Source organism: Lacihabitans sp. LS3-19, from assembly GCF_024343575.1.
GTDB lineage: Bacteria > Bacteroidota > Bacteroidia > Cytophagales > Spirosomataceae > Leadbetterella.
This window is the reverse complement of sequence record NZ_RJUA01000014.1, coordinates 1-20800: the sequence shown is the minus strand read 5'-3', so window position 1 is coordinate 20800 and position 20800 is coordinate 1. Positions and strand designations below refer to the sequence as shown.

Annotated in this window: 23 protein-coding genes; 15 read left to right on the top strand and 8 right to left on the bottom strand. The window is 35.4% G+C overall.

The window, feature by feature from the left end; translation table 11 throughout:
• The first annotated feature begins 40 nt into the window (after window positions 1-40).
• From EGI22_RS11470 to EGI22_RS11460, 3 genes are read left to right on the top strand one after another with little or no spacing between them, the layout of a single operon-like run.
• Window positions 41-598, top strand: a complete 558-nt coding sequence (locus EGI22_RS11470) for a TetR/AcrR family transcriptional regulator (RefSeq protein WP_255068534.1) — start codon at window positions 41-43, stop codon at window positions 596-598.
• A 39-nt stretch (window positions 599-637) separates the two neighbouring features.
• Window positions 638-1510 (top strand): alpha/beta fold hydrolase, encoded by an 873-nt coding sequence (locus tag EGI22_RS11465; protein WP_255068532.1) that lies wholly within the window; start codon window positions 638-640, stop codon window positions 1508-1510.
• A 5-nt stretch (window positions 1511-1515) separates the two neighbouring features.
• A complete protein-coding gene (locus EGI22_RS11460) occupies window positions 1516-2043 on the top strand; it encodes a DinB family protein (RefSeq protein ID WP_255068531.1) in 528 nt (175 codons plus the stop codon).
• A gap of 326 nt (window positions 2044-2369) precedes the next feature.
• Here EGI22_RS11460 and EGI22_RS11455 read toward each other — a convergent pair whose 3' ends face one another.
• From EGI22_RS11455 to EGI22_RS11445, 3 genes are all read right to left on the bottom strand, one after another.
• Window positions 2370-3287: a sugar phosphate isomerase/epimerase gene (locus tag EGI22_RS11455; protein WP_255068530.1), complete on the bottom strand. Its 918-nt coding sequence runs from the start codon at window positions 3285-3287 to the stop codon at window positions 2370-2372.
• A 31-nt stretch (window positions 3288-3318) separates the two neighbouring features.
• Entirely contained in the window at window positions 3319-4644 is a 1326-nt protein-coding gene (locus EGI22_RS11450) for a M24 family metallopeptidase (RefSeq protein ID WP_255068529.1), read from the bottom strand.
• 62 nt (window positions 4645-4706) lie between these two features.
• Window positions 4707-5429 (bottom strand): YqjF family protein, encoded by a 723-nt coding sequence (locus EGI22_RS11445; RefSeq protein WP_255068528.1) that lies wholly within the window; start codon window positions 5427-5429, stop codon window positions 4707-4709.
• A 121-nt stretch (window positions 5430-5550) separates the two neighbouring features.
• Between EGI22_RS11445 and EGI22_RS11440 the strand changes: the two genes are divergently transcribed.
• From EGI22_RS11440 to EGI22_RS11410, 7 genes are all read left to right on the top strand, one after another.
• Window positions 5551-6453 (top strand): MBL fold metallo-hydrolase, encoded by a 903-nt coding sequence (locus EGI22_RS11440; RefSeq protein ID WP_255068526.1) that lies wholly within the window; start codon window positions 5551-5553, stop codon window positions 6451-6453.
• 70 nt (window positions 6454-6523) lie between these two features.
• Window positions 6524-6766: a sulfatase-like hydrolase/transferase gene (locus EGI22_RS11435; protein ID WP_255068524.1), complete on the top strand. Its 243-nt coding sequence runs from the start codon at window positions 6524-6526 to the stop codon at window positions 6764-6766.
• Window positions 6767-6784: 18 nt separating this feature from the next.
• Window positions 6785-7114: a hypothetical protein gene (locus tag EGI22_RS11430; RefSeq protein WP_255068522.1), complete on the top strand. Its 330-nt coding sequence runs from the start codon at window positions 6785-6787 to the stop codon at window positions 7112-7114.
• A gap of 582 nt (window positions 7115-7696) precedes the next feature.
• The gene (locus EGI22_RS11425) at window positions 7697-8638 is read left to right on the top strand and encodes a hypothetical protein (protein ID WP_255068520.1); all 942 of its coding nucleotides are present in this window, start codon (window positions 7697-7699) and stop codon (window positions 8636-8638) included.
• Between the two features lie 375 nt (window positions 8639-9013).
• Entirely contained in the window at window positions 9014-9217 is a 204-nt protein-coding gene (locus EGI22_RS11420) for a sulfatase-like hydrolase/transferase (RefSeq protein WP_255068519.1), read from the top strand.
• On the top strand, window positions 9202-9324 hold the full coding sequence (locus EGI22_RS11415) for a hypothetical protein (RefSeq protein WP_255068518.1): 123 nt from the start codon (window positions 9202-9204) through the stop codon (window positions 9322-9324). Before EGI22_RS11420 ends, EGI22_RS11415 begins: the two co-directional genes overlap by 16 nt.
• A 386-nt stretch (window positions 9325-9710) precedes the next feature.
• Window positions 9711-10889 (top strand): acyltransferase family protein, encoded by a 1179-nt coding sequence (locus tag EGI22_RS11410; RefSeq protein WP_255068517.1) that lies wholly within the window; start codon window positions 9711-9713, stop codon window positions 10887-10889.
• Here EGI22_RS11410 and EGI22_RS11405 read toward each other — a convergent pair.
• Window positions 10886-11584 (bottom strand): NUDIX domain-containing protein, encoded by a 699-nt coding sequence (locus EGI22_RS11405; RefSeq protein WP_255068635.1) that lies wholly within the window; start codon window positions 11582-11584, stop codon window positions 10886-10888. The genes EGI22_RS11410 and EGI22_RS11405 overlap by 4 nt on opposite strands.
• A 91-nt stretch (window positions 11585-11675) precedes the next feature.
• Here EGI22_RS11405 and EGI22_RS11400 point away from each other — a divergent pair, with 91 nt between their 5' ends.
• A complete protein-coding gene (locus EGI22_RS11400) occupies window positions 11676-13307 on the top strand; it encodes a carboxylesterase/lipase family protein (RefSeq protein ID WP_255068516.1) in 1632 nt (543 codons plus the stop codon).
• A 150-nt stretch (window positions 13308-13457) separates the two neighbouring features.
• On the opposite strand, the gene EGI22_RS11395 is transcribed toward EGI22_RS11400, so the two are convergent.
• The 4 genes from EGI22_RS11395 to EGI22_RS11380 form a co-directional block, all read right to left on the bottom strand.
• Window positions 13458-13991 carry a VanZ family protein gene (locus EGI22_RS11395; protein WP_255068514.1) on the bottom strand — a complete coding sequence of 178 codons (534 nt, stop codon included), beginning with the start codon at window positions 13989-13991 and terminating at the stop codon, window positions 13458-13460.
• Between the two features lie 129 nt (window positions 13992-14120).
• The gene (locus EGI22_RS11390; RefSeq protein WP_255068512.1) at window positions 14121-14897 is read right to left on the bottom strand and encodes an SUMF1/EgtB/PvdO family nonheme iron enzyme; all 777 of its coding nucleotides are present in this window, start codon (window positions 14895-14897) and stop codon (window positions 14121-14123) included.
• Between the two features lie 117 nt (window positions 14898-15014).
• Window positions 15015-15425 carry a DUF805 domain-containing protein gene (locus EGI22_RS11385; RefSeq protein ID WP_255068511.1) on the bottom strand — a complete coding sequence of 137 codons (411 nt, stop codon included), beginning with the start codon at window positions 15423-15425 and terminating at the stop codon, window positions 15015-15017.
• A 79-nt stretch (window positions 15426-15504) separates the two neighbouring features.
• Window positions 15505-16275 (bottom strand): RDD family protein, encoded by a 771-nt coding sequence (locus tag EGI22_RS11380; RefSeq protein ID WP_255068510.1) that lies wholly within the window; start codon window positions 16273-16275, stop codon window positions 15505-15507.
• Window positions 16276-16467: 192 nt separating this feature from the next.
• On the opposite strand from EGI22_RS11380, the gene EGI22_RS11375 reads away from it, so the two are divergent.
• Genes EGI22_RS11375 through EGI22_RS11360 form a run of 4 tightly spaced genes read left to right on the top strand, consistent with a single transcriptional unit; the run spans window position 16468 to window position 20417 of the window.
• Window positions 16468-17466, top strand: coding sequence for a stage II sporulation protein M (locus tag EGI22_RS11375; protein ID WP_255068509.1), 999 nt, complete (start codon window positions 16468-16470; stop codon window positions 17464-17466).
• The gene (locus EGI22_RS11370; RefSeq protein WP_255068507.1) at window positions 17456-18190 is read left to right on the top strand and encodes a hypothetical protein; all 735 of its coding nucleotides are present in this window, start codon (window positions 17456-17458) and stop codon (window positions 18188-18190) included. The genes EGI22_RS11375 and EGI22_RS11370 overlap by 11 nt, the downstream gene beginning before the upstream one ends.
• Window positions 18187-19422, top strand: a complete 1236-nt coding sequence (locus EGI22_RS11365) for a DUF4350 domain-containing protein (RefSeq protein WP_255068506.1) — start codon at window positions 18187-18189, stop codon at window positions 19420-19422. Before EGI22_RS11370 ends, EGI22_RS11365 begins: the two co-directional genes overlap by 4 nt.
• An 8-nt stretch (window positions 19423-19430) precedes the next feature.
• Window positions 19431-20417: a MoxR family ATPase gene (locus EGI22_RS11360; protein ID WP_255068504.1), complete on the top strand. Its 987-nt coding sequence runs from the start codon at window positions 19431-19433 to the stop codon at window positions 20415-20417.
• Window positions 20418-20800 lie beyond the last annotated feature (383 nt).

The following is a 20800-nucleotide window of genomic DNA, read 5'->3' as shown; positions in this document are numbered from 1 at the left end:
AAACGATTGTTTTGTAAAAAATAAAATTATACGTTTGTGAATGCCTATTTCAAAAACAAATAAGGAAGAAATTATAGTGGAAGCCCTGAAGGTGTTCCGCAAAAACGGTTATTACAACACTTCCATGAGCGACCTTGCCCAAGCTTGCGGATTACAGAAGGGCAGTTTTTACCATTATTTCCCTTCTAAAGAAATTCTTATGGAGGAAGTATTAAAAAACGTCAGAACTTATCTCCAAACAAAAGTATTTTCTATAGCCTATTTGATAGAATTATCTGGTCAAGAAAGAATGGAAAAGATGCTTCTCAAGCTAGGAAAAGCCCTTTTGGGCACTGAAGGAGGATGTATTGTGGGCAATACTACGCTGGAAACCGCTGGCCAAGCATTGGTTTTTAAAGAAACACTAAAAGGAGTTTTTGATGATTGGAAAGCAGCTATGACGCACATTTTTTTAGAAAAACACACAGAAAGCACCTCAAAAAGATTGGCAGAACAATCCGTGATGGAGTTTGAAGGAGCCGTAATGTTTAGCCAATTGTATGACTCCGACCAATATCTCAAAGATGTTTTTGTGAGAACAATGGCAAAAATGAATTAAAAAAAAATTAATTATTTATAAAACAAACGTTTGGTATAAATGTCAAATAAGGTTCAAATAAGTAGTAAAAACGATGTAAATCTGGCTGGAATTTTACTAAAACCAGAGAATCCGAAAGCCATAATACAAATAAATTCGGCAACAGCAGTTCCGAAAGAATTCTACAGTTCTTTTGCTCAATATTTAATGGACAACAATTTCGCAGTTTTGTATTATGACTACCACGGCATAGGCAAATCGAAGCCAAAAACTGGACTAAAGGGAATCATATACCAATATACAGATTGGGCAAAATACGACATGGCAGCTGCTATTGATTTTTGCAAAAAGGAGTTTCCAAACTTACCTCTTTTAATTTTAGGACATAGCGTTGGTGGCCAAATGATAGGTTTGGTGCCCAATACAAACGGAAACGTAAAAGGTATGGTGACGGTAAATACCTCCTCGGGTTATGGTGGAAACATGAAATTGAAAGACCGATTCCGAAATTTTTATTTCTTTGAAATCATCAGACCAATAAGTTTGGCATTGTTTGGCTATGGAAAACTAAAAAAATTGGGAATTATGGAAGATATTCCAAAGAACATTTTCAACGATTGGCGAGATTGGTGTAGTGTTTCTGATTACTTTTTTGATAAAAAATACTTTAATAACATTGAAGGAATTGAAGGTTTTCAAAATATTAGTTTCCCGATAGAGGTCTATATCTCCACAGACGATGACATAGCCACTGAGAAAAACGTAACAGCATTTTGGAAACATGTAAAAAGCTCAAAATCAATAAATTTCAATTGGCTAAACCCCAAAGATTATGGTTTAAAAGAAATTGGACACTTTAGCCTTTTTCGCAAAAAACATAAAGAAATTCTTTGGCCTATCATCCTAAATAAACTCGAACAATTTATAAAGTAAACATTATGAAAAAAGAAGAAATCATTGACATGCTCAAAAGCACCTGCGATAGCCTAATTGCAGAAACGCAAAACATTAATAATGAAGAGTTTTTCGCTTCAAAAAACAACAAATGGTCAGCAGCTCAAAACTTCGCTCACTTAACATTGAGTGCAAAAATCATCAACAGAGCATTGGCAGCACCAAAAATAGCCCTTTGGTATAAGTTCGGAAGAAAGTTTAAAGGTGGCTCAAGAGATTATCAAACCATCGTTGATATTTATATTATCGAAAACGCCAAACCTAGAACACAAGCCACAGGTTTTGAACCGAGAATGAAACCCGACGCCAATCTGGAATCAGAGAAAAAAGCTTTTGTAGAAATACATGAAAAGCTTATCAGCTTATTAGGAAATTGGTCTGAAAAACAATTAAATACGTACCAATTACCACATCCTTTAATAGGGAAACTAACCATTTCAGAAATGATGGGATTTGTGGATTACCATATCAAACACCATCAAAAAGCAGTAAGAATCGCTCTTGAGAAATAGGAATTTTATTTTCTAGAACTAGAAAAAAATCTCTTTTCTTCCGCCATCTAAGTACCTAAAAGAACCGTTTTCGTAAAAAAAGCCATCTTTTTCGAGCATAATTTCAATGGTCTTTTTCCATTCAGGTATTTTCATTTCCTGATTGAACTAAATAAAATATGCAGCATTTGGTTTCAATGGAAATTCTTTAGTTCCAATGGATTTCTACCTATTTCTTTTAGAATTTAGTAAATTTTAAATTTTTGCCACGAATGCACAAATATGCCAAACGTTTTCTTTATTTGGGTAAATTTATTCGTGCATTCGTGGCAATCCTTTCTGGGTTTTCAAATATATTTCCTCAGCATTTCTACACTTTTTCTAACACCAGTTTCTGCGGCTTCATTGCCTTCAAATTCGATTGAAATATACCCTTGGTAATTCACTTTGTTAAGAATTTTTACGATTCTCTCATAGTCCAGGTCTAGGCTATACCAAACCCCACCACCATAATAAGTTTTGGCTTGTACAAAACAAGTATCTTTGGCTATCATCTCTAGTTTATCGTAAGGATCTTCCAAAAAATTGCCTGTATCCATTAGCAATTGTAGCCAAGGAGAATTGATGGCTTTGTGGATTCTTAACATGCCTTGTGGAGTTGCAGCTAAACCCCAATGGTTTTCCAATGCCAACAAAACCCCCAACTCTTCTGCTTTCTTCACACATTGAGCCACGCCATCTATACACCAACCAAAAGCGTCATCTTCGGTGTAGCCAGCTATGGCTGGTTCTATACCACGAGCTTTCATGAAGTCATCAAAAGATTTTATGGTATTCCATCGCCCAGTGTTTAGTCGTAAACAGGGAATGCCCATTTTGGCGGCCAGTTCAATGCAATGTAGCGTGTGATCAATATTTTTTTTGCGTTCGTCGGCATCGGGAAACACAAATCCTTGGTGGATAGACAAACAGGTGAGTGCTATTCCGTTTTCAAAAGCAAGGCGTTTGAGTTTTTGAATATAAGCATTGTCTTCACCTTCCATTTGTCGGTGCAAAATGTCAATACCATCGAGACCCATTCGGGCGGCATCGTCAATTACTTTTTCTATCGGAAACTTATCGCCCTTAAAGTGCCAGTAAGAATAGCTAGACACACTGAGTTTTATACGAGGTTTTAAGCTGATTTCAGTTTGAATTGGAGGCTGGGGCAGTACCAATGCCGCCGATCCAAGTCCGGCGTTCTTTAAAAAATCTCTTCTTTCCATGGGTTGAATTTTGTTTGATTTGTATTCTGAATTATTTTCTCGGAATCATGTAAATCTCCTTCTGCCTTCCATCTATGTATCTAAAAGCTCCGTTTTCGTCAAAAAAGCCGTCTTCTTCTAACATAATTCTAACTGTCTTTTTCCATTCGGGTATTTGCACAGCGGCATTCAGCTCAATAGAATATGCCGTATTCGGATTCAAGGGATAATCACCAGGCCCGATGGTTTTCCCTTGATTATCCCACATACCTATAGTTGGACCCGCAGCGTGCCCGTGGTTGCCAATCGGGTGCGTATAAATAGTCCCGTTTATTCCTTCTTTTTTGGTTTGGGCCAAAGCATCCGCCAAAATCTCATTTCCAGTTTTTCCAGCCTTAAAGTTCTCCGTTAGATAATCTTGAACTCTATTGCCTTGGGCAAATGCCTTTACCAAATAATCAGGTATAATTTCTTCACCAGGTTTTAAAATATAAGCATGCTGCTGCTGGTCGGTATTGAGCCTTAAATAGGTAATACCAAAATCACAATGCAATAAATCCCCAGGCATAATAACCTGTTTTTCAGGTCTTTTAGAGAAAGTACGTAAGTGGTCAAAATTTTCCGGATCATATCTTTGTACATCAACCGTTGGATGAAACCAAGTCTCCAAGCCCAAGTCCGTAACTTTCTGACGCATCCACCAAACCACATCATCAGTGGTAGTAACACCCGGTTGTATGACCTTATCAGAAAACGCTTCCGCAATAATTTCATGTGAAATTCTACAAATCTGCTGATAGATTACCATTTCTCTTTCGGTGCGGGTTTCAAGCCAGTTTACCGCCAGATCAGAAGCCGAAACTACTTTCTTTTGAAATTCAGGCGGTAATTTCTTAAAAAACTCTTCATGTTCGGTAAAAGTCAATCCGTCGGCATGTGCATAATATTTGGAAAAATTCAAGCCTATTTTTTTTGGATTTCTTTCTTTTATTAGCTTTACCAAAGCATCCCATTGGTCTGGATTGGTGTTGAGGTCCCATTCGCCTTTTAGCAGATGTCCTACATCATAGCGAGCTATGGCCAATCTTTCCACACCTTCGTCACCACCTTTGTCCATAAAAACCATCATGGTACGACGACGAGCCGAAAGCCAAACTGCTGGCAACATAGTTTTCATGACAGGATCCTCATTGTATTCTCTGCCGATAATCACCCACATATCTATGCCCGCTTTTCGCATCAATTTCGGCAAAAGATTGGTCATTCTGTCCTCGAGTATTTCATCAATAACTACTGCTCTTTCTTTTTCAGAGAGTATTTTTTGAGAAAAAACCAAAGAAGTCGTAAGTACAAAGAAGGAAATCAAAATAGTTCTCATATTTATCAAATATCTGTTTTTTAATAATTTAAATATATTTTTTGGTTTAGAAATAGTTTAATCTAAACATTCAATTGCTTCTTCCCCCAAGCCAATACTTTAACACCTTTTGAATACTGAATTTTATCCGGCGTATTCCCAATTAAATTTTCAAATCTATTATAATTTAACTTAAAATAAGAAACTTCTATAGCTTTGAGCGGCCATTCTAAATGATGAATATCAAAAGAATTTATTTTTAAATCGGCGTCTTGAAAAAGTGCATATCTTTCAGTTAGCCACTTATCTAAATCACTCTTTTCATTTACATTTTCACTTAGTTGATATTCAATTTTAAGACTCTCCTCAAAGGTATTATTTACTGAATGGATTTTACCAAAACTCCTTTTAATATTAGAAAACCGATAGGGTAATTCTGATATTTTTCTTGCTATAAAACATGATATCCTAGAACTCGCCTCTATACTTAAAAAATAAACGCCTGTTTTATTTCCTGATTTCACATAAGTTCGAATATTTATCTCGTCAAAGTTTGATATTGGCGAAAAAGCAGGAAAACCTTTCGGTCGAATCTTTTCCATTTTAAACACAACCAGTGAAACCCAGGCCTGACCTTCAAAAAGGTCTATTTCCAAGCCATTAGGAATATATTTCTGTAAAATATCTACTTCAACTTTCCAATGGAAAAAGACAGCTTCATTCCATTCTTGATAAAACCTCCAACTTTCTTTAGGCTTCACCCAATTTCGGTGTTCAGTTGAATTTAATATTTCATTGATCGTCAATTCTTGCTTAGTTTTAAATTCAGTTTAATTTTCTTTTTGCAAAATACTAATATAAATTACAATTGAGAATTTTGGATAAAAAATCTTAAATTTCATTTTCAAAACTATTGCTAAACATAAAATGAAAATTTTACTCTTTATTTTTTTAACCATACAAGTTTATGCCCAAAATCCTTACGTAATCATACTTGGAACTGCACAAGACGGTGGATTCCCTCAGGCTGCTTGCATGAAAGAATGCTGCAAAAACATTTGGGTTAAACCTGAGAAACATATTGGGGTTTCGTGCATTGCTTTAGTTGACCCAATAAGCAATGAAAAATGGTTATTCGATGCTACGCCTGACTTTTCGGAACAATTATATCTGCTCAATAAAACAACCGAAAACAATAAATCTCTAGACGGGATTTTCCTCACCCATGCCCACATTGGACATTACACGGGTCTTATGAATTTGGGCAGAGAAGTGATGGGTGCTACAGAAACCAAAGTGTACGCTATGCCCAAAATGAAGGTTTTTTTAGAAACCAATAACCCTTGGAGCCAATTGGTAAGTTTGCAAAATATAAGCTTAGAAAACCTTGAAGACGGCAAAGAAATGGTTTTAAATTCACGAATTACAGTGATGCCTTTCAAAGTACCACATCGCGATGAATTCTCAGAAACCGTTGGTTATAAAATAATTACGAATACAAAAAGCCTGATATTTATACCAGACATTGACAAATGGCAAAAATGGAATAAAGATCTAAAAGAATTGGTGAAAGAAAACGATTTTCTTCTACTAGATGGCACTTTTTATAAAGATGGAGAAATAGCCAGACCTATGAGTGAAGTGCCACATCCATTCGTAACTGAAACGATGGGATTGTTAGCGGATTTGCCACAAAATGAAAAAGAAAAAGTGCATTTTATTCATCTCAACCACACCAATCCACTTTTGAATATTAAATCAAAAGAGACCATATATACTCTAAAATCAGGTTTTAAAATTTCAAAAAGTGGTCAAGTTATCAATCTTTAAAAAATTCAAAATATGAATAAAACAATAGCCATTTTGTTCTTCTAATTATCGACTGCTTTTAATTTCGAAAATGAAAAAAAAAAATCAACCAATAAACGTTCTTTTTATCCCTGTGGATGATTTAAGACCTGATTTTGCAGCATATAAAAACCCTGATATTATAAGTTCGAATCTTAGTCGCTTGGCCCAAAACGGCGTCGTATTTGAAAGAGCCTATTGCCAACAAGCAGTTTGTAATCTGTCAAGGGCAAGTCTACTTACTGGTCTTAGATCTGATAACTTAAAAGTCTGGGATTTACAGACTGATATGTGAAAAACTAACCGTGATTTGATGACAATACCACAATATTTTAAACAAAATAGCTATACAACAATCGGATTAGGCAAAACTTTTCAAAACATTTCCCCCGACTCTCTCTCTTGGACTAAAGATATCCATATTGAAGGCTATCAATTTGACCCAGATGCTATCTATGCAGGTTCAGAAAATTTAAAAATTATAGAAGAAAAAAAACTTAAATTTTTAGCAGAAAACAACATTTCTAGAATAGATAAATATGGTATTTGGTATATCAAAGCTAATGCAACTGAAAACGAAAATGTAGGTGACTACTCCTATTTTGATGAAGCTCAAACATCTGAAGCCATAAAACAACTATAGAAATTGAAAAAGTCTAAAGAACCTTCTTTCCTTTTCGTTGGTTTTTATAAGCCTCATTTACCTATCAATGCACCTAAAAAATACTGGGATCCATACGAAAGAAATAAATTAAAAATTAAAGTTTCAGCGTAAAATAAAAGCTATTTTGAGGTTTTTACAGCACTGGTTGCCTGAATAAGGCCTCAAAAGCCTCGTCTAGACTGACAAAATACTGGATAAGATTTTTGAATCATTGAATATGCAATATATTTTTTAGTTTTTTGATAAAATCTAATTAATTCATAATCAATAGTTTAACTTTTCTCCGAAACTTTAGTTACTAATTGCCCTCCTCCGTAAAATAAAATCCAATAGCTTTTTTTATTTTAATAGTTTACATTTAAAAAAGAAAATTATTAAATGTCCATGAGCGAATAAAATTAGCACACAAACAGAGCGATGGGTAGGGCTACGACCAGTTTCGCATGGGTTTTAAGATATTGGTCGAGATTTTCTGAGGTTATATATTGAACATGAAAATTTCACATCTTTTGGCAAGCCAGTAACATTCTGAAATTTAACAAATAAAACATTTTTGTAAGGATGAAAAAAATATTACTTCTCGTTGGTTTTTTTAGTACCAATTACGCCTTAATTGCCCAAAACACAAAAACTATAGATTCTCCAAATGGTACGGTTATTTCGAATGTTGGTGGAACGGATATACCTTATTCTTCTTCAATATTTGATGTTAGAAGCAGTACTAAGGGGGTTTTACTTCCAAGGCTAAGCTCAGATGTTGCTAGTCCCATTGAAGGCCTTTTGTATTACAATACTACGGGTCATACTTTTAAGTTTTATGACGGTACAGCTTGGCAAGCTGGTCTTTTTGGAAACCAATGGAACGTAAACGGAACTAAAATTTCATATTCAACAGGTAATGTTGGCATTGGAACTACAGACCCCGACTTTCCTCTTACAGTAAACGGGAATGTAAGATTTGCCAATAGGCTTGCTATTAATGATAATTTCCCAGATTATAATTTAGATGTAAATGGTACCGCTGGGATAGAAGCATTAGGCGTAGGGTTAAGTACAGGCCCGCAAGCTGGTAAGGCTCTTACTGTAAATGGCGATGTAGAATTTAATAATAATTTGCATGTGGATGGCACAACAATTCTAGACGGTGCCGTAAGTACTTTAGGTGCTTTAACAGTGAATAATGGAAAAGGAGTTGCTTACAATCCCAGTTCTGAAACCAATCTGAAAATTATTCCTTTTACTACCGCAACGTTTGGAGCAATTCTAGGTGCTCATGCAATATCTGCGGAAGGGTCTATTGGCTTACCGGCAGGTTTCACAAGTACGCCTCGGGTATTTGTAGGTGATATTGATGCAACTGGGGGTACTGTTGGACAACTTTATATGGTTGAATTGGTATTATATGGCTGCAATACGACTTCATGTAAAGCAAGGCTAATAAATCATAGTGCAAGCTCTGTCAATTATAATATTACTTGGAATTGTGTAGCTATCGGAAACTGAACCATATGTTATTCATATTTTATACCATCTAAAGTTTCGGGGTAAAATAAAAGTTATTTTGAGATTTTTACAACACTGGTTGCCTGAAAAAGGCCTCAAAAGCCTCGTCTAGACCGCCAAAATTCTGGATAAGGTTTTTGAATCTTTGAATATGTCAATATATTTTTTAGTTTTTTGATAAAATCTATTTAATCGATAATCAAAGATTATATTAAAAAATATAGTTTATATTACATTGATAACCAATAGTTTAACTTTTCTTCGAAACTTTAGTTAAAAACTGCAGAAAATAAATTTACCCAAAAAAACAGTCCTGAATTTGCTGACCATGGCGACCAAGAATTTAGACGTTATGATGACTTCAGAAATTTACCATTGCCTAGAGACAGGCCCCATTCCAAGGATAAACAACTAGAGTTAATTCATGGCAACTATGCATGCATATCCTACATAGATGCACAAATTGGGAGATTACTTGACGAATCAGACCGTTTAGGTTTATCAAAAAATACAATACTTGTACTTTGGGGAGGCCATGGGTATAAACTCGGAGAACACAACTCATGTGCGAAGAAATAGACACCAATCTTCCACAGATAATTAGTGGTGCAGGCGTAAACTCTAAAGGAAAATCAACAAAATCAATTGTTGAATTAGTTGACATATTCTCATCTCTTTGTGATTAAGCTAAACTAAAAATCCCAAGCCAATTAAAAGCAAAAAGTTTTGTTCCAATTCTAATAGACTTTGAAAAGAATACAAAAGAAGCGGCATATAGCCAATTTCTATTAGGTAGATTTCCAAAAAACGGTAAGAGTCCTGAAAAAATGGGTTATGCAATTAGAACAATCAAGTATAGATACGTCGAATTGTATAAAAGGAAAAATGATAAAAAAAGGAATATTTTAGCAAAAGAACTTATTGATCATATAAAAGACCTAAATGAAAACATGACCAACTTAAACATTCAAACTTGCAAAAACTTAGCAATATTGTTAAGAAAGAACTTTAATATTCCTGATAATTAAGCTATTTCTATTTCATATATTTGCCTATTCAACCCTATAACAAAATGGAAAATACAGTAAAAAGAAACCATGCAGTAGATATTTATAGAGGATTTGTAATGTTTTTGATGATGGCTGAGGTACTTGAGTTTTCAAAAGTATCAAAGGCTATTCCCGAAAGCGGTTTTTGGAAGTTTTTAGCGTTTAACCAATCGCATGTAGAATGGATTGGCTGCTCTCTCCACGACATGATTCAGCCTTCATTTACATTTTTAGTTGGCGTGGCTCTCCCCTACTCTATCGCGGCGAGGCTCTCAAAAGGAGCAAATTTCAAATCTCTTTTAATGCATACCATCAAGCGATCGCTTATTTTGGTTTTGCTCGGTGTTTTTCTTAGATCAATAGATAGACAAATGACTTATTGGACCTTTGAAGATACACTTTCTCAAATCGGATTGGGTTATACATTTTTGTTCGTTATTGGCTTTTTAAAGCCCAAAATGCAGATGATTTCTTTAGGTATTATTCTTTTTGGCTATTGGCTGGCTTTTGTACTTTTTCCACTTCCCGAGGCAAATTTTGACCTTAATTCCGTAGGAGTTTCTCCAGATTGGCCACATTGGTTGTCAGGTATTTCTTCTCACTGGAACAAAAACACAAACCTTGCATGGGCTTTTGACACCTGGTTTCTAAATCTTTTTCCAAGAGAAAAACCCTTTCTTTTTAATGGCGGTGGATATGCAACTTTGAGTTTTATTCCCACCCTTGGCACTATGATTTTGGGACTTTTTGCAGGAAATATCCTAAAATCTGCCAAAACCAATCAAGAAAAACTAAAAACCTTTTTGATGTATGGTATAGCATTAGTAGCTATTGGTTTTATTCTAAATATCACGGGTATTTGTCCCAACGTAAAACGAATCTGGACACCCACATGGGTGCTTTTCAGTGGTGGCTGGTGTTTTATTTTGTTATCGATTTTCTATTTTTTGGTAGAAATAAAAAACAACGGGAAATGGTTTGAGTTTTTAAGAATTATTGGTATCAATTCAATCGCCGCTTATGTAATCGCTCACACTTTGGTCTATTTTATTGCTGACAATTTACCAATTCATTTAGGGCATAATTTCGCCAAAATATTTGGAGAGCAATATGAGCATTTGGTAAATGGTGGATTGGTTCTTTTCATAGAATGGTTGGCATTGCTTTGGATGTTTAGAAAGAAAATTTTCATAAAAATTTAATCTTCAAAACTATATAAAAACGGAGCTTTATTGGCAGCACCGGTATATTGTTTTTCGTGGCGTTTGAGTACACCAAGTCCCAACATTTTTCTTTGAAAAGTACCTCTATGAAGTTTTTCTCCAAGAATCGCTTCGTATACATTTTGGAGGTCTTTCATTGTAAAATAGGTAGGCAAAAGATTGGTCGTAACCAATTTCCTGTCGAGGTTAAATCTCAGTGTTTCTAAGGCTTTTTTCACAATTTCAGCATGATCTAAAATCAAAGTTGGAAGCGTGTCTAAATCATACCAGTCACAGGAGTCGGATAAGGCATCTGGCTGTGGAATAACGTCTTTATAATTTATCAAAGCAAAATAGGCTACAGAAATAAATCTATCTAAAAGCCATTCAAGCCCATTTCCAAGTCCTCCGTTAGCTTCCAAAATGGTTTGCATCACCTCTGGCTTATATCTCTCCAAGTTTCCAAAAGTATAAAATTGCTCTAAGTAGATATTATCAAGACCTGTTCGCTCTTTTAATCCTCTCCTTACTGCATCGTTGAGGTTTTCTGAAACACCAACAAAACCTCCAGGCAAAGCATAAAAGCCCGTATTGTGGTATTTCATTAGCAATATCTTTAGTTTTTCACCCGAAAAACCAAATACAACGGAGTCGTAGGCAATATGTTTTAGATAAGAATTTTGAGGCAAGTCTATTACTTATTTTTTCAAAAATAAATAGGATTTATTTATAAAACTAATTAATATTGTCTCAATATGAGACAATATTAATTTTAAACTTTAAATAATGAAAAAAATCTTTCTTCTTTTCACCTTTTGTATAATCGCTTTTACGTCTATCCAAGCCCAAAATAATTTCTTTTCGGTACAAACAAAAATAGAAAATGGAACGATTGAAGGCAATTATGACGTAAAAACTGGTATCCAAACCTATTTTGGAATACCATTTGCAAAGCCACCCGTAGGCAATCTTCGTTGGAAATTGCCGCAACCAGTGACCAATTGGGTAGGTGTAAAACAAACCAAAAACTTCGGGCCAAGACCCATGCAAAAAGTTGTTTTCGGCGATATGAACTCTCGCTCAGATGGTCTTAGCGAAGATTGTTTGTATTTAAATGTGTGGACACCAGCCAAAAGAAACACCAAGGATTTACCAGTTTTGGTTTATTTCTACGGTGGCGGAAATGTAGCCGGAGATGCCTCAGAACCGAGATATGATGGAGAAAGCATGGCCAAAAAAGGCATCGTAGTTATAACCTGCAACTATCGTTTGAATATTTTTGGCAACTTGGCTCACCCAGAGTTGACGGCTGAATCAAGCTATAAAGGATCTGGAAATTATGGTTATTATGACCAAATAGCTGCATTGAAATGGGTGCAAAAAAACATCAGCAAATTTGGTGGTGACCCTAAAAAAGTAACGATTGCGGGTGAATCTGCAGGCTCAATATCAGTAAGTTACCAAATGGCTTCGCCACTTACCAAAGGCTTGATAGCAGGAGCAATAGGCGAAAGTGGAGCTGGAATAAATCCAACCATGTCCCCAGTGAGCTTGGAAGAAGCCGAAAAACAAGGATCGGAATTTGCGAACAAAGCGGGTGCTCCTACCTTGAAACAATTGCGAGCATTGTCAACAAGAGATTTGTATGAAATGTACGATGAATCAAAGCGTTTTGGTTTTCCGGTAGTTTTGGACAATTACTTTTTACCTAAAACATTGCCACAAATATTCAGTGCGAAAGAACATTCGCAAGTGCCGCTTTTGGTAGGCTGGAACTCAGCAGAAATACCTGCTGGTGGATTTATGTATGGCATGCCTAATACGCCAGAGAATTTTATTACAAGAGTAAAAAAAGAATATCCTGAAACAGCAGACGAGGTTTTGAAACTTTATCCTCATGCTAACGATAAAGAAACCGAATTGTCAGCTACGGCATTGGCGTCAGATAGGTTTATTTCGTACAGTACATGGAAATGGTCAAACTTGGCCATCAACAATAGCTCTCAACCAGTTTACAGATATATGTTTAGCCAGATTCGCCCTGCTTTGATAGACAAAAGCCGTACGGAAGGCTTGGCTGGAGGAACAGTTAAAAAAGACAGCAATGCTCCAAAAGCACCAGAACCGGTGGGTGCATCTCACGCAAGCGAAATTGAATATTGCATGGGCAACCTGCACTTAATCAAAGATTATGACTGGACCGCAGATGACTATAAAGCCTCTGAAACGATGTTTAATTATTTTGCGAATTTCATAAAAACGGGAAATCCAAACGGCGATAAATTGCCAGTATGGGAAGTAGCCAAACCAGGTGATAAACAACCTGCAGTAATGGTAATAACGGCGGATTCAAAAACCGAAAAAGCCCAAAACGATGCTCGTTATGAGTTTTTGGATAAGGCTTATGGTAATAAGTAATTTTTAGGTTATTCAAAAAAAAGTAAAAGCATCTTTTAGGGTGCTTTTACTTTTTACAAATAGTTTATACAAGGCTTACTTAAAGCATCTTAGCTTTATAATTCTTTAGAATTAAATTTTCTAACCTCACAAAAAACTAGCAATCTAAAACTATTGATATCTTACACCTAGTTGATTTGTTTTAAGAAGAATCAAAAATATTATCATCAAAAAAGTAGCAATGCCTGCAATAACATTTGTGATTTTTTGAGCTTTTTCACTACTGTTAAACACTTTTGCAAATAACTGAAAAAGAAAGAAACCAATAATTCCTCCAAATGTGTTGGTAATTATATCGGAGCTGTCAAATGCCCCAATTTTAAAAACAAATTGGATACTTTCAACCAGAAGACTTGTCAAGAAAAAAAAGAAAACGTTAGATATAAAAAACCACCTTTTGAATAAAATAGCTGCATAAACACCAAGAGGAATAAAAATGAAAATATTCATTATGACTTCTGCGAGGTCTAGTTTACCAGTTTTCGAAAAATAATCAACAAATGGAATCAAATTTACTTGTCGCTGCTCCATATATGAAAACCGAACACCCAATTTGAATATCAAAATCCACGCAAGTGCAGCCAAATAAATGCTAAAAAGCAGTATGGTTAATTTGGTAGAATCATTTTCTTCTTTCCAATTCATTTTCAAATTCATAAATTCCTACAAAAGACAAATTGTTAAAAAATCCAATAAACGAATTCACCAATAACTAATTAACTAATAACTAAATAACCAATTAACTAATAACAAATTCACCAATAAACCCAAACCCTAAATATCCCTAACACATCTAAAACCAACATGCTGAAGTGAAGTTTCTTGTGTGGAGGAAGAAATTCCACCAAGTTTAAATCCGTGGCAGACTTTTGGGTCGCACAAGTATGAGCCTCCTCTTTGGTACCACTCTGTTGGCTTTTCGGGATTTTCGTCGCTGCACCATTGCCAAACATTACCTCCAACGTCACCCATTCCCAATTTGTTCAAACCAAAATAGCCAACAGGCGAAGTAGTTAGAAAACCGTCGTCCACCGTATTTTCATAGGGAAAAACTCCTTGCCAAAAATTGGCTTTATACTTTCCATTTTCTATGAATTCATCGCCCCAAGTATAGGTTTTTTCATAGTCTGGGTTTCCGTTTTTCTCTACAAAAAGAAATTCCTCGCTGCTTGGAAGGCGTTTATTTGCCCATTTGCAATATGCCACGGCATCATTCCAGGACACTTGCGTGACAGGATGATTCAGAGGTGCCGCTATAGTATCTTTCCCTAATGGATATTGCCAATCTGCTCCTTTTTTTAAACTCCACAGACCAGTTTTAAAGTCAAAATACCCTGCATCTCCAAACTCTTCTGCTTGGGTTTTGAAGTTTGTGGCTTTTACAAATTCAGCAAACTGTGCAACTGTAACTGGGTATTTATCTATCCAAAAGTCCTTTAAACCATCTTTCCCTTTTACCAAAACCATCCCATCTTTTTCTATAATTTCGGGGTCTGATTTACAAGAAAATATTGTTAGAATTATTGAAAAATAAAGAATTAAAACTCTCATTAATAAATACATTTGATGGATTAAAATTAGATCATTATTGATTTTTACCCAAATTAAAACGCATAAAAAATGGCCGCAATTCATTTTAAATTGCAGCCATTTTGAAAATCTAAAGTTTTATTGACCAATTTGTGAAATTTGAACTTCATCTTCCTCATCATCTTCATTTCCAATTCCCTTCGGATTTGGGCCATATTCGTTCGGTCCAAAATCACTGTCTGTAACTAGCAAAACAAATAACCAAATAGAGCCAATTATTGGTACAATACTTATAAAATAAAACCAGCCACTTTTACCTACATCATGTAATCGCCTTACTACCAAGGCTAAAGTCGGAATTATTGAAATAAGAACATAAAGTAAAATAATAAAACTTCCAGCGTCTTTAAATATTGGGAAACCCAACATGGCTAAAACAATAATTGTAAGTATATTAAAAAGTTGAAAATACCAATATTCGCTTCTTCTAGCTCGGCCTTTAAAGTCCGCATACTTTTTAAAAGCTCCGAAAAAATAGTCGATTAACATAAAAATTGATTTTTGTGGTTTTCTTACTCGTATGGCTTTTCAGATTCGCCCCGTTTGATGTGTGGTTTCTGGACTCCAATTATTTTTCGTTGATAGACAAGTAATTATAATCTCTCAATAAGTTTTTCAAGAAAAGCATGTCGTTTTCCTCGGTTTCTATTTTTAATAATTTTTTCACATGCTTAGCCAATCGATTAGCCAAATCACTGTCGATTTGATTTTCGGATTTTTCCAAAAGGTTCTTAATAATAGTCATGTCTTTGTCAGACAGTTTCATTACTTCATGGTATTTTACGATGTAGTTTGTCCGTTTATTGGCATAAGAATAAATAGTATCTTCAATGCTGAAATGGTCCTCTTTGGCACTCACAACATAGGTTTGGGCTGCTATGTCTCCCAGTCTTTGTTCGGTTTTGGTAAGGCCTATCAAAAGTGCACCCACCAAAGGCCCCAAAAAAGAAACAGCTCCAAACCAAGGGGTAATCAAAGCCGCCAAGAAAAACACATAAGCATCTGCTAACAAAAACATCCATCTAATGGCACATTGGCTAACTGAAGGATAATTTCCATCTACACCTATCACTCTGATATTCATAAGTTTTTTGCCGACTGTTTGGCCTTTAAATAGCCATTCTAACAAAAAAGTATAGAAAAAAAGAGGTAAATAAATAACGAAACCAAGGAGGAAACTATCAGAGAAAATAGGAATTGAAAATACAAATGAAATAAAAAAAACATACCCGAACTTTATGATCCAATCAATAAAAAACGCACCAAACCTTCGGGCTGTACCACTAAGCGTAAAAGCCAGGTCGATGTTTAAAAAAGTTGGAATATTTATTGCATTCATGCTGTAAGTTTATGAGGAAAAATATAAAATTGCAAACTTTGAATATTTTTTAAATTTGCTGTTCAATTTTTATGCCGAAAAAAAATTGGAAAGAAATTTGATAAGAAATATTTCAGGTATAGATTTAGAATATTATTCTGAATTGTTCCTAATAAAAAAACCTATTAAAAACCCAATCTCAGGCAGCTTTTTATGAGAGAAACCACATTTATAGACAAGAATAGGTCGAGATGGCTTGAAATTGAGGCTTCAGAAAAAGAAGACCCTGACGAAATATCATCTGACTTTATTGACCTTACAAGTGACCTATCCTATGCCCAAACACATTATCCACACAGTAAAATCACAAGCTATCTGAATTTTCTTTCAGCAGGCGTTTACAAGTCTATTTATCAAAAACAAGATAAAAACCCGATTGTCAATTTTTGGAAAAAAGACTTTCCGCTCATTTTGGGTCATAACCAAAAAGTACTTTGGTTAGCCACAGCATTTTTTATAATTTTCTGTGTTTTAGGAGCTATTTGCTCTAATATCGAGCCCAATTTCATTGAAGCTGTTTTAGGAAAAGGATACGTAGACATGACCGAAGACAACATCAGAAAAGGAATTCCCTTTGGCGTATATGCCGACGCTTCGCCTTTCAAAATGTTCTTGATGATATTTTCAAACAATTTTTTTGTGGGTCTATTGGTCTTTATGTCTGGGGTGCTTTTGGGCATTGGCACATTTTATCATACTTTCAAAAACGGCCTCATGGTAGGTACATTTTTAACAATGTTTTTCAAACACCATTTAGGTTTTCAGGCCATATTTGTGATAAATCTTCACGGCACATTTGAGCTAATGGGATTGATTTTAGAATGCACCGCAGGATTGATTTTAGGCTTAAGTTTTTTGTTTCCATATACACTTACACGCAAACAAGCGATCAAAAAAGGCATGTTTGAGAGTGCCAAAATATTTATCGGGACTATTCCATTTACCTTCATTGCAGCATTTATAGAAAGTTACATAACCCGACTAGGCAGTGCTGGTTTGCAAAAATCCAATCTCTTAGTTTCAGGACTATTGGTGGTTTTATTCATAGCTTGTTGGACATTTTTAGTTTGGTATTTCTTTATTTATAGTCGAAAACTGGCTCAAGAAACACCACTTGAGCAATACCTTAAAAACATCAGTCATGAGAAATAAACCTTGGTATTTTCTTCTGGTTTTGTTTTTGTTAGGGCAAATCGTTTTTGCACAAAAATCTCCCTCAAAACCATTTGTGGATTCTTTGAAAAAATCAGACCCAGAACTTTGGTATGTGGACGGTTTACCGCCAATGGACAGTGTAAAATCGAAAAATAGAAATCTGGATGATTCAACAAATGCTAACAGAAAAGGTGATAAATATTCAGGCAGAAAAACAGAAAACGAGTCAGAAATTGATGAAGAATATTTTAGTAGATCGTTTGAATTTATTCAGTGGTTATTTTTGGCAATACTAGCCGCTGCAGTAATTTATTTGATTGTAACTACGAAATTTAGCAATGTTTTTAACAAACCAACAAATGCTCCAGTAAACGAAATAATTACTGAAGACACCAAAATAGAGGACATAGGTTCATTAGAAAACATAAACTTTGCCTCCCAAATAGCCAATGCCGAAGAAAGTAAAAATTATAGATTGGCGGTGAGATTATACTATTTATGGCTTATAAAAAAACTAGATAAAAGCAGATTGATTGTATTTCATATCAACAAAACCAACCGACAATATTGTGATGAAATGCGTGGGAATAAATATGCGATAGAATTTGAAAAATGCACGCATTATTATAATTCAGTATGGTTTGGCGAATTCCAAATTCAGGAAGAAGTTTATCAAAAAATCACCACCAACTATAAAAACCTTTTAGGCAAATATATATGACAAAAAGGATACTAATAGCTGCAATAACTGTCCTAATATTGGGATATTTGGTGTATTTGGGTACACGACCAGGAAAATCAAAGCAAATTTTTTATGACAAAATCAGCTACAAAACAAGCACTTATAGGCCTTATGACATCAAATATTTCTATGAAACGCTTTCCAAATATTCAAAGGAAGGTTTTGAAATAAACGACATAAAGCCCGACTATCTCAACAAAAAATTTGAGCAGAAAAACAAGTTTTTGGTAATAGCCAGCCCACATTTTTTGCCTACACAAGAAGAAATAGGCAAGCTCTTAGCGTTTGTATCAAATGGCAACAACCTATATATCAGTGCTTTTACGATAGAACCTTCATTTTTAGACACTTTATTGAATCTCGAGGAAAGTGCGGTATTTTACAACCAATGGCCGCCAATAATTGATGAAAAAGATTCTATATCGATTGGATGGAAAGGTGGGGATAGTTTGAATAAAACGTTTTCGTATCCAGGGCATGCGGTTTCTTTTTACAATGAAGGCTATATCTCAAAAGCCGACACCTTGAATATCCTCAGTTATGATAAATCTGGCGGCATGGGTTTGGTAGATTTACCTTTGGGCGATGGACATTTTTTCATACAAATGCGGCCCATGACTATGACCAATTATTTTTTGTTGCATAAAAACAACTTCGAATACTTCAATCTGATTTTAGATTATACAGGTGCAAAAAACAAAAAGATAATTTGGGATAATTTTTATAGAAACCACCCAACGCAAAGACCCGAAAGCGACCCTTCTGTACCTAGAGAAAGCTTTTTTTGGGATTTGATAATGCGAAATCCGCCATTGGCTTGGGCAGTATTTACTTTTATTTTGGCTATTGGATTGTTTATTTTGGTAAATATGCGAAGGGTTCAAAAACCAATTCCGGTACTTCCTGAAATCAAAAATACTTCTTACGAATTCACAAAAGCTTTGGCCGGATTGTATTGGTTAAAAAAAGACCACAACAAAATCGCCGAAAAACTGGTATTGCAGTTACATGACTTTTTACATTCAAAATACCGAATTTTCCCAAAAGATTTCACAGAAAAAAACACTGAAAAAATAGCCCAAAAAACCAACAAAAAACCTGAGGATGTTTTGGAACTAGTGCAACAATGTAACCTGATAAATTCGGAGGAAATATTTAGCAAAAAAGACTTAATAAAATTTTACAGAGACGTATATAAATTTACAAAATAGACTATTCAATGGAAAATCAAGAAGAAGAAATATTTAACAACCGAATAGAACTTGGCGAACTCGCCTTGGCCGTTTCCAAAATTAAAAACGAGCTAGGAAAAGTAATCATTGGTCAACAGGAGAATATTGACTTGCTCATTACCAGCTTATTATGCGGCGGACACGTATTAATGGAAGGCGTGCCAGGTGTTGCCAAAACCTTAACGGCTAAACTCTTGGCCCAAGCCATAGACATTAGTTTTAAACGTATACAATTCACGCCTGACCTTATGCCGTCTGATGTGTTGGGGACTTCGGTTTTCAACCCAAAAAGTTTGGAGTTTGAATACAAACGCGGGCCTATTTTTAGCAATATTATTCTAATAGATGAAATAAACCGCTCTCCTCCTAAAACCCAGGCGGCATTGTTTGAGCTAATGGAAGAAAAACAAGTTACCATAGATGGGCAAACCTTTCCTATGCAGCAACCATTTTTGGTGTTGGCAACCCAAAATCCTATAGAGCAAGAAGGCACCTATAGGCTCCCAGAAGCTCAGCTGGATAGATTTTTCATGAAAATATTGGTGGACTATCCAAAGCCAGATGAAGAAATTGAACTATTGAAAAAATTCAATTATCAAACGCAAATTCAGGTTACTGAAACCGTAAATGCGATTTTAGGGAAAGAGCAGATTCTTTCATTAAAAGAAACGATCCAACAAATAATAATTGAAGATCACCTATTGAAATTCATAACCGATATAGTGCAGGCCACCAGAAATCATAAGCAAATAGCTTTGGGTGGTTCGCCAAGAGCTTCATTGGCACTAATGCAAGCCTCAAAAGCCCTCGCAGCTATTTCGGGTAGAGATTTCGTGATTCCAGAAGATATAAAAACAATAGGTTTACCGGTTTTAAGACACCGAATCATCTTAACCGCCGACTCCGAAATGGAAGGCATAACCGAGGACGAGGTTCTAGGGGAATTGTTTAATACGATGGAAATACCAAGATAAAACAAAATAGCCCCAAAGGGGCAAAATCAATAGTCCGGGGCATCTAGTAAAAAGTATACAGAGAGGCTCACGGTGCGATATTGAAAAATGAAATTTCAAAATAGCCCCGAAGGGGCAAAATCAATAGCACGGGGCATCTAGTAAAAAGTATACAGAGAGGCTCACGGTGCGATATTGAAAAATGAAATTTCAAAATAGCCCCGAAGGGGCAAAATCAATAGTCCGGGGCATCTAGTAAAAAGTATACAGAGAGGCTCACGGTGCGATATTGAAAAATGAAATTTCAAAATAGCCCCGAAGGGGCAAAATCAATAGCCGGGGGCAACGCCCTTGGTTTTCGTTACAACGTTAGCATATTCAACCAAAATGAGTATCAAATGGGG

Coding starts and splice junctions, on each gene's coding strand:
- EGI22_RS11470 (WP_255068534.1), top strand. CDS start 41: ATGCCTATTTCAAAAACAAATAAGGAAGAAATTATAGTGGAAGCCCTG.
- EGI22_RS11465 (WP_255068532.1), top strand. CDS start 638: ATGTCAAATAAGGTTCAAATAAGTAGTAAAAACGATGTAAATCTGGCT.
- EGI22_RS11460 (WP_255068531.1), top strand. CDS start 1,516: ATGAAAAAAGAAGAAATCATTGACATGCTCAAAAGCACCTGCGATAGC.
- EGI22_RS11455 (WP_255068530.1), bottom strand. CDS start 3,287: ATGGAAAGAAGAGATTTTTTAAAGAACGCCGGACTTGGATCGGCGGCA.
- EGI22_RS11450 (WP_255068529.1), bottom strand. CDS start 4,644: ATGAGAACTATTTTGATTTCCTTCTTTGTACTTACGACTTCTTTGGTT.
- EGI22_RS11440 (WP_255068526.1), top strand. CDS start 5,551: ATGAAAATTTTACTCTTTATTTTTTTAACCATACAAGTTTATGCCCAA.
- EGI22_RS11435 (WP_255068524.1), top strand. CDS start 6,524: ATGAAAAAAAAAAATCAACCAATAAACGTTCTTTTTATCCCTGTGGAT.
- EGI22_RS11430 (WP_255068522.1), top strand. CDS start 6,785: ATGACAATACCACAATATTTTAAACAAAATAGCTATACAACAATCGGA.
- EGI22_RS11425 (WP_255068520.1), top strand. CDS start 7,697: ATGAAAAAAATATTACTTCTCGTTGGTTTTTTTAGTACCAATTACGCC.
- EGI22_RS11415 (WP_255068518.1), top strand. CDS start 9,202: ATGTGCGAAGAAATAGACACCAATCTTCCACAGATAATTAGTGGTGCA.
- EGI22_RS11410 (WP_255068517.1), top strand. CDS start 9,711: ATGGAAAATACAGTAAAAAGAAACCATGCAGTAGATATTTATAGAGGA.
- EGI22_RS11400 (WP_255068516.1), top strand. CDS start 11,676: ATGAAAAAAATCTTTCTTCTTTTCACCTTTTGTATAATCGCTTTTACG.
- EGI22_RS11395 (WP_255068514.1), bottom strand. CDS start 13,991: ATGAATTGGAAAGAAGAAAATGATTCTACCAAATTAACCATACTGCTT.
- EGI22_RS11390 (WP_255068512.1), bottom strand. CDS start 14,897: ATGAGAGTTTTAATTCTTTATTTTTCAATAATTCTAACAATATTTTCT.
- EGI22_RS11385 (WP_255068511.1), bottom strand. CDS start 15,425: ATGTTAATCGACTATTTTTTCGGAGCTTTTAAAAAGTATGCGGACTTT.
- EGI22_RS11380 (WP_255068510.1), bottom strand. CDS start 16,275: ATGAATGCAATAAATATTCCAACTTTTTTAAACATCGACCTGGCTTTT.
- EGI22_RS11375 (WP_255068509.1), top strand. CDS start 16,468: ATGAGAGAAACCACATTTATAGACAAGAATAGGTCGAGATGGCTTGAA.
- EGI22_RS11370 (WP_255068507.1), top strand. CDS start 17,456: ATGAGAAATAAACCTTGGTATTTTCTTCTGGTTTTGTTTTTGTTAGGG.
- EGI22_RS11365 (WP_255068506.1), top strand. CDS start 18,187: ATGACAAAAAGGATACTAATAGCTGCAATAACTGTCCTAATATTGGGA.
- EGI22_RS11360 (WP_255068504.1), top strand. CDS start 19,431: ATGGAAAATCAAGAAGAAGAAATATTTAACAACCGAATAGAACTTGGC.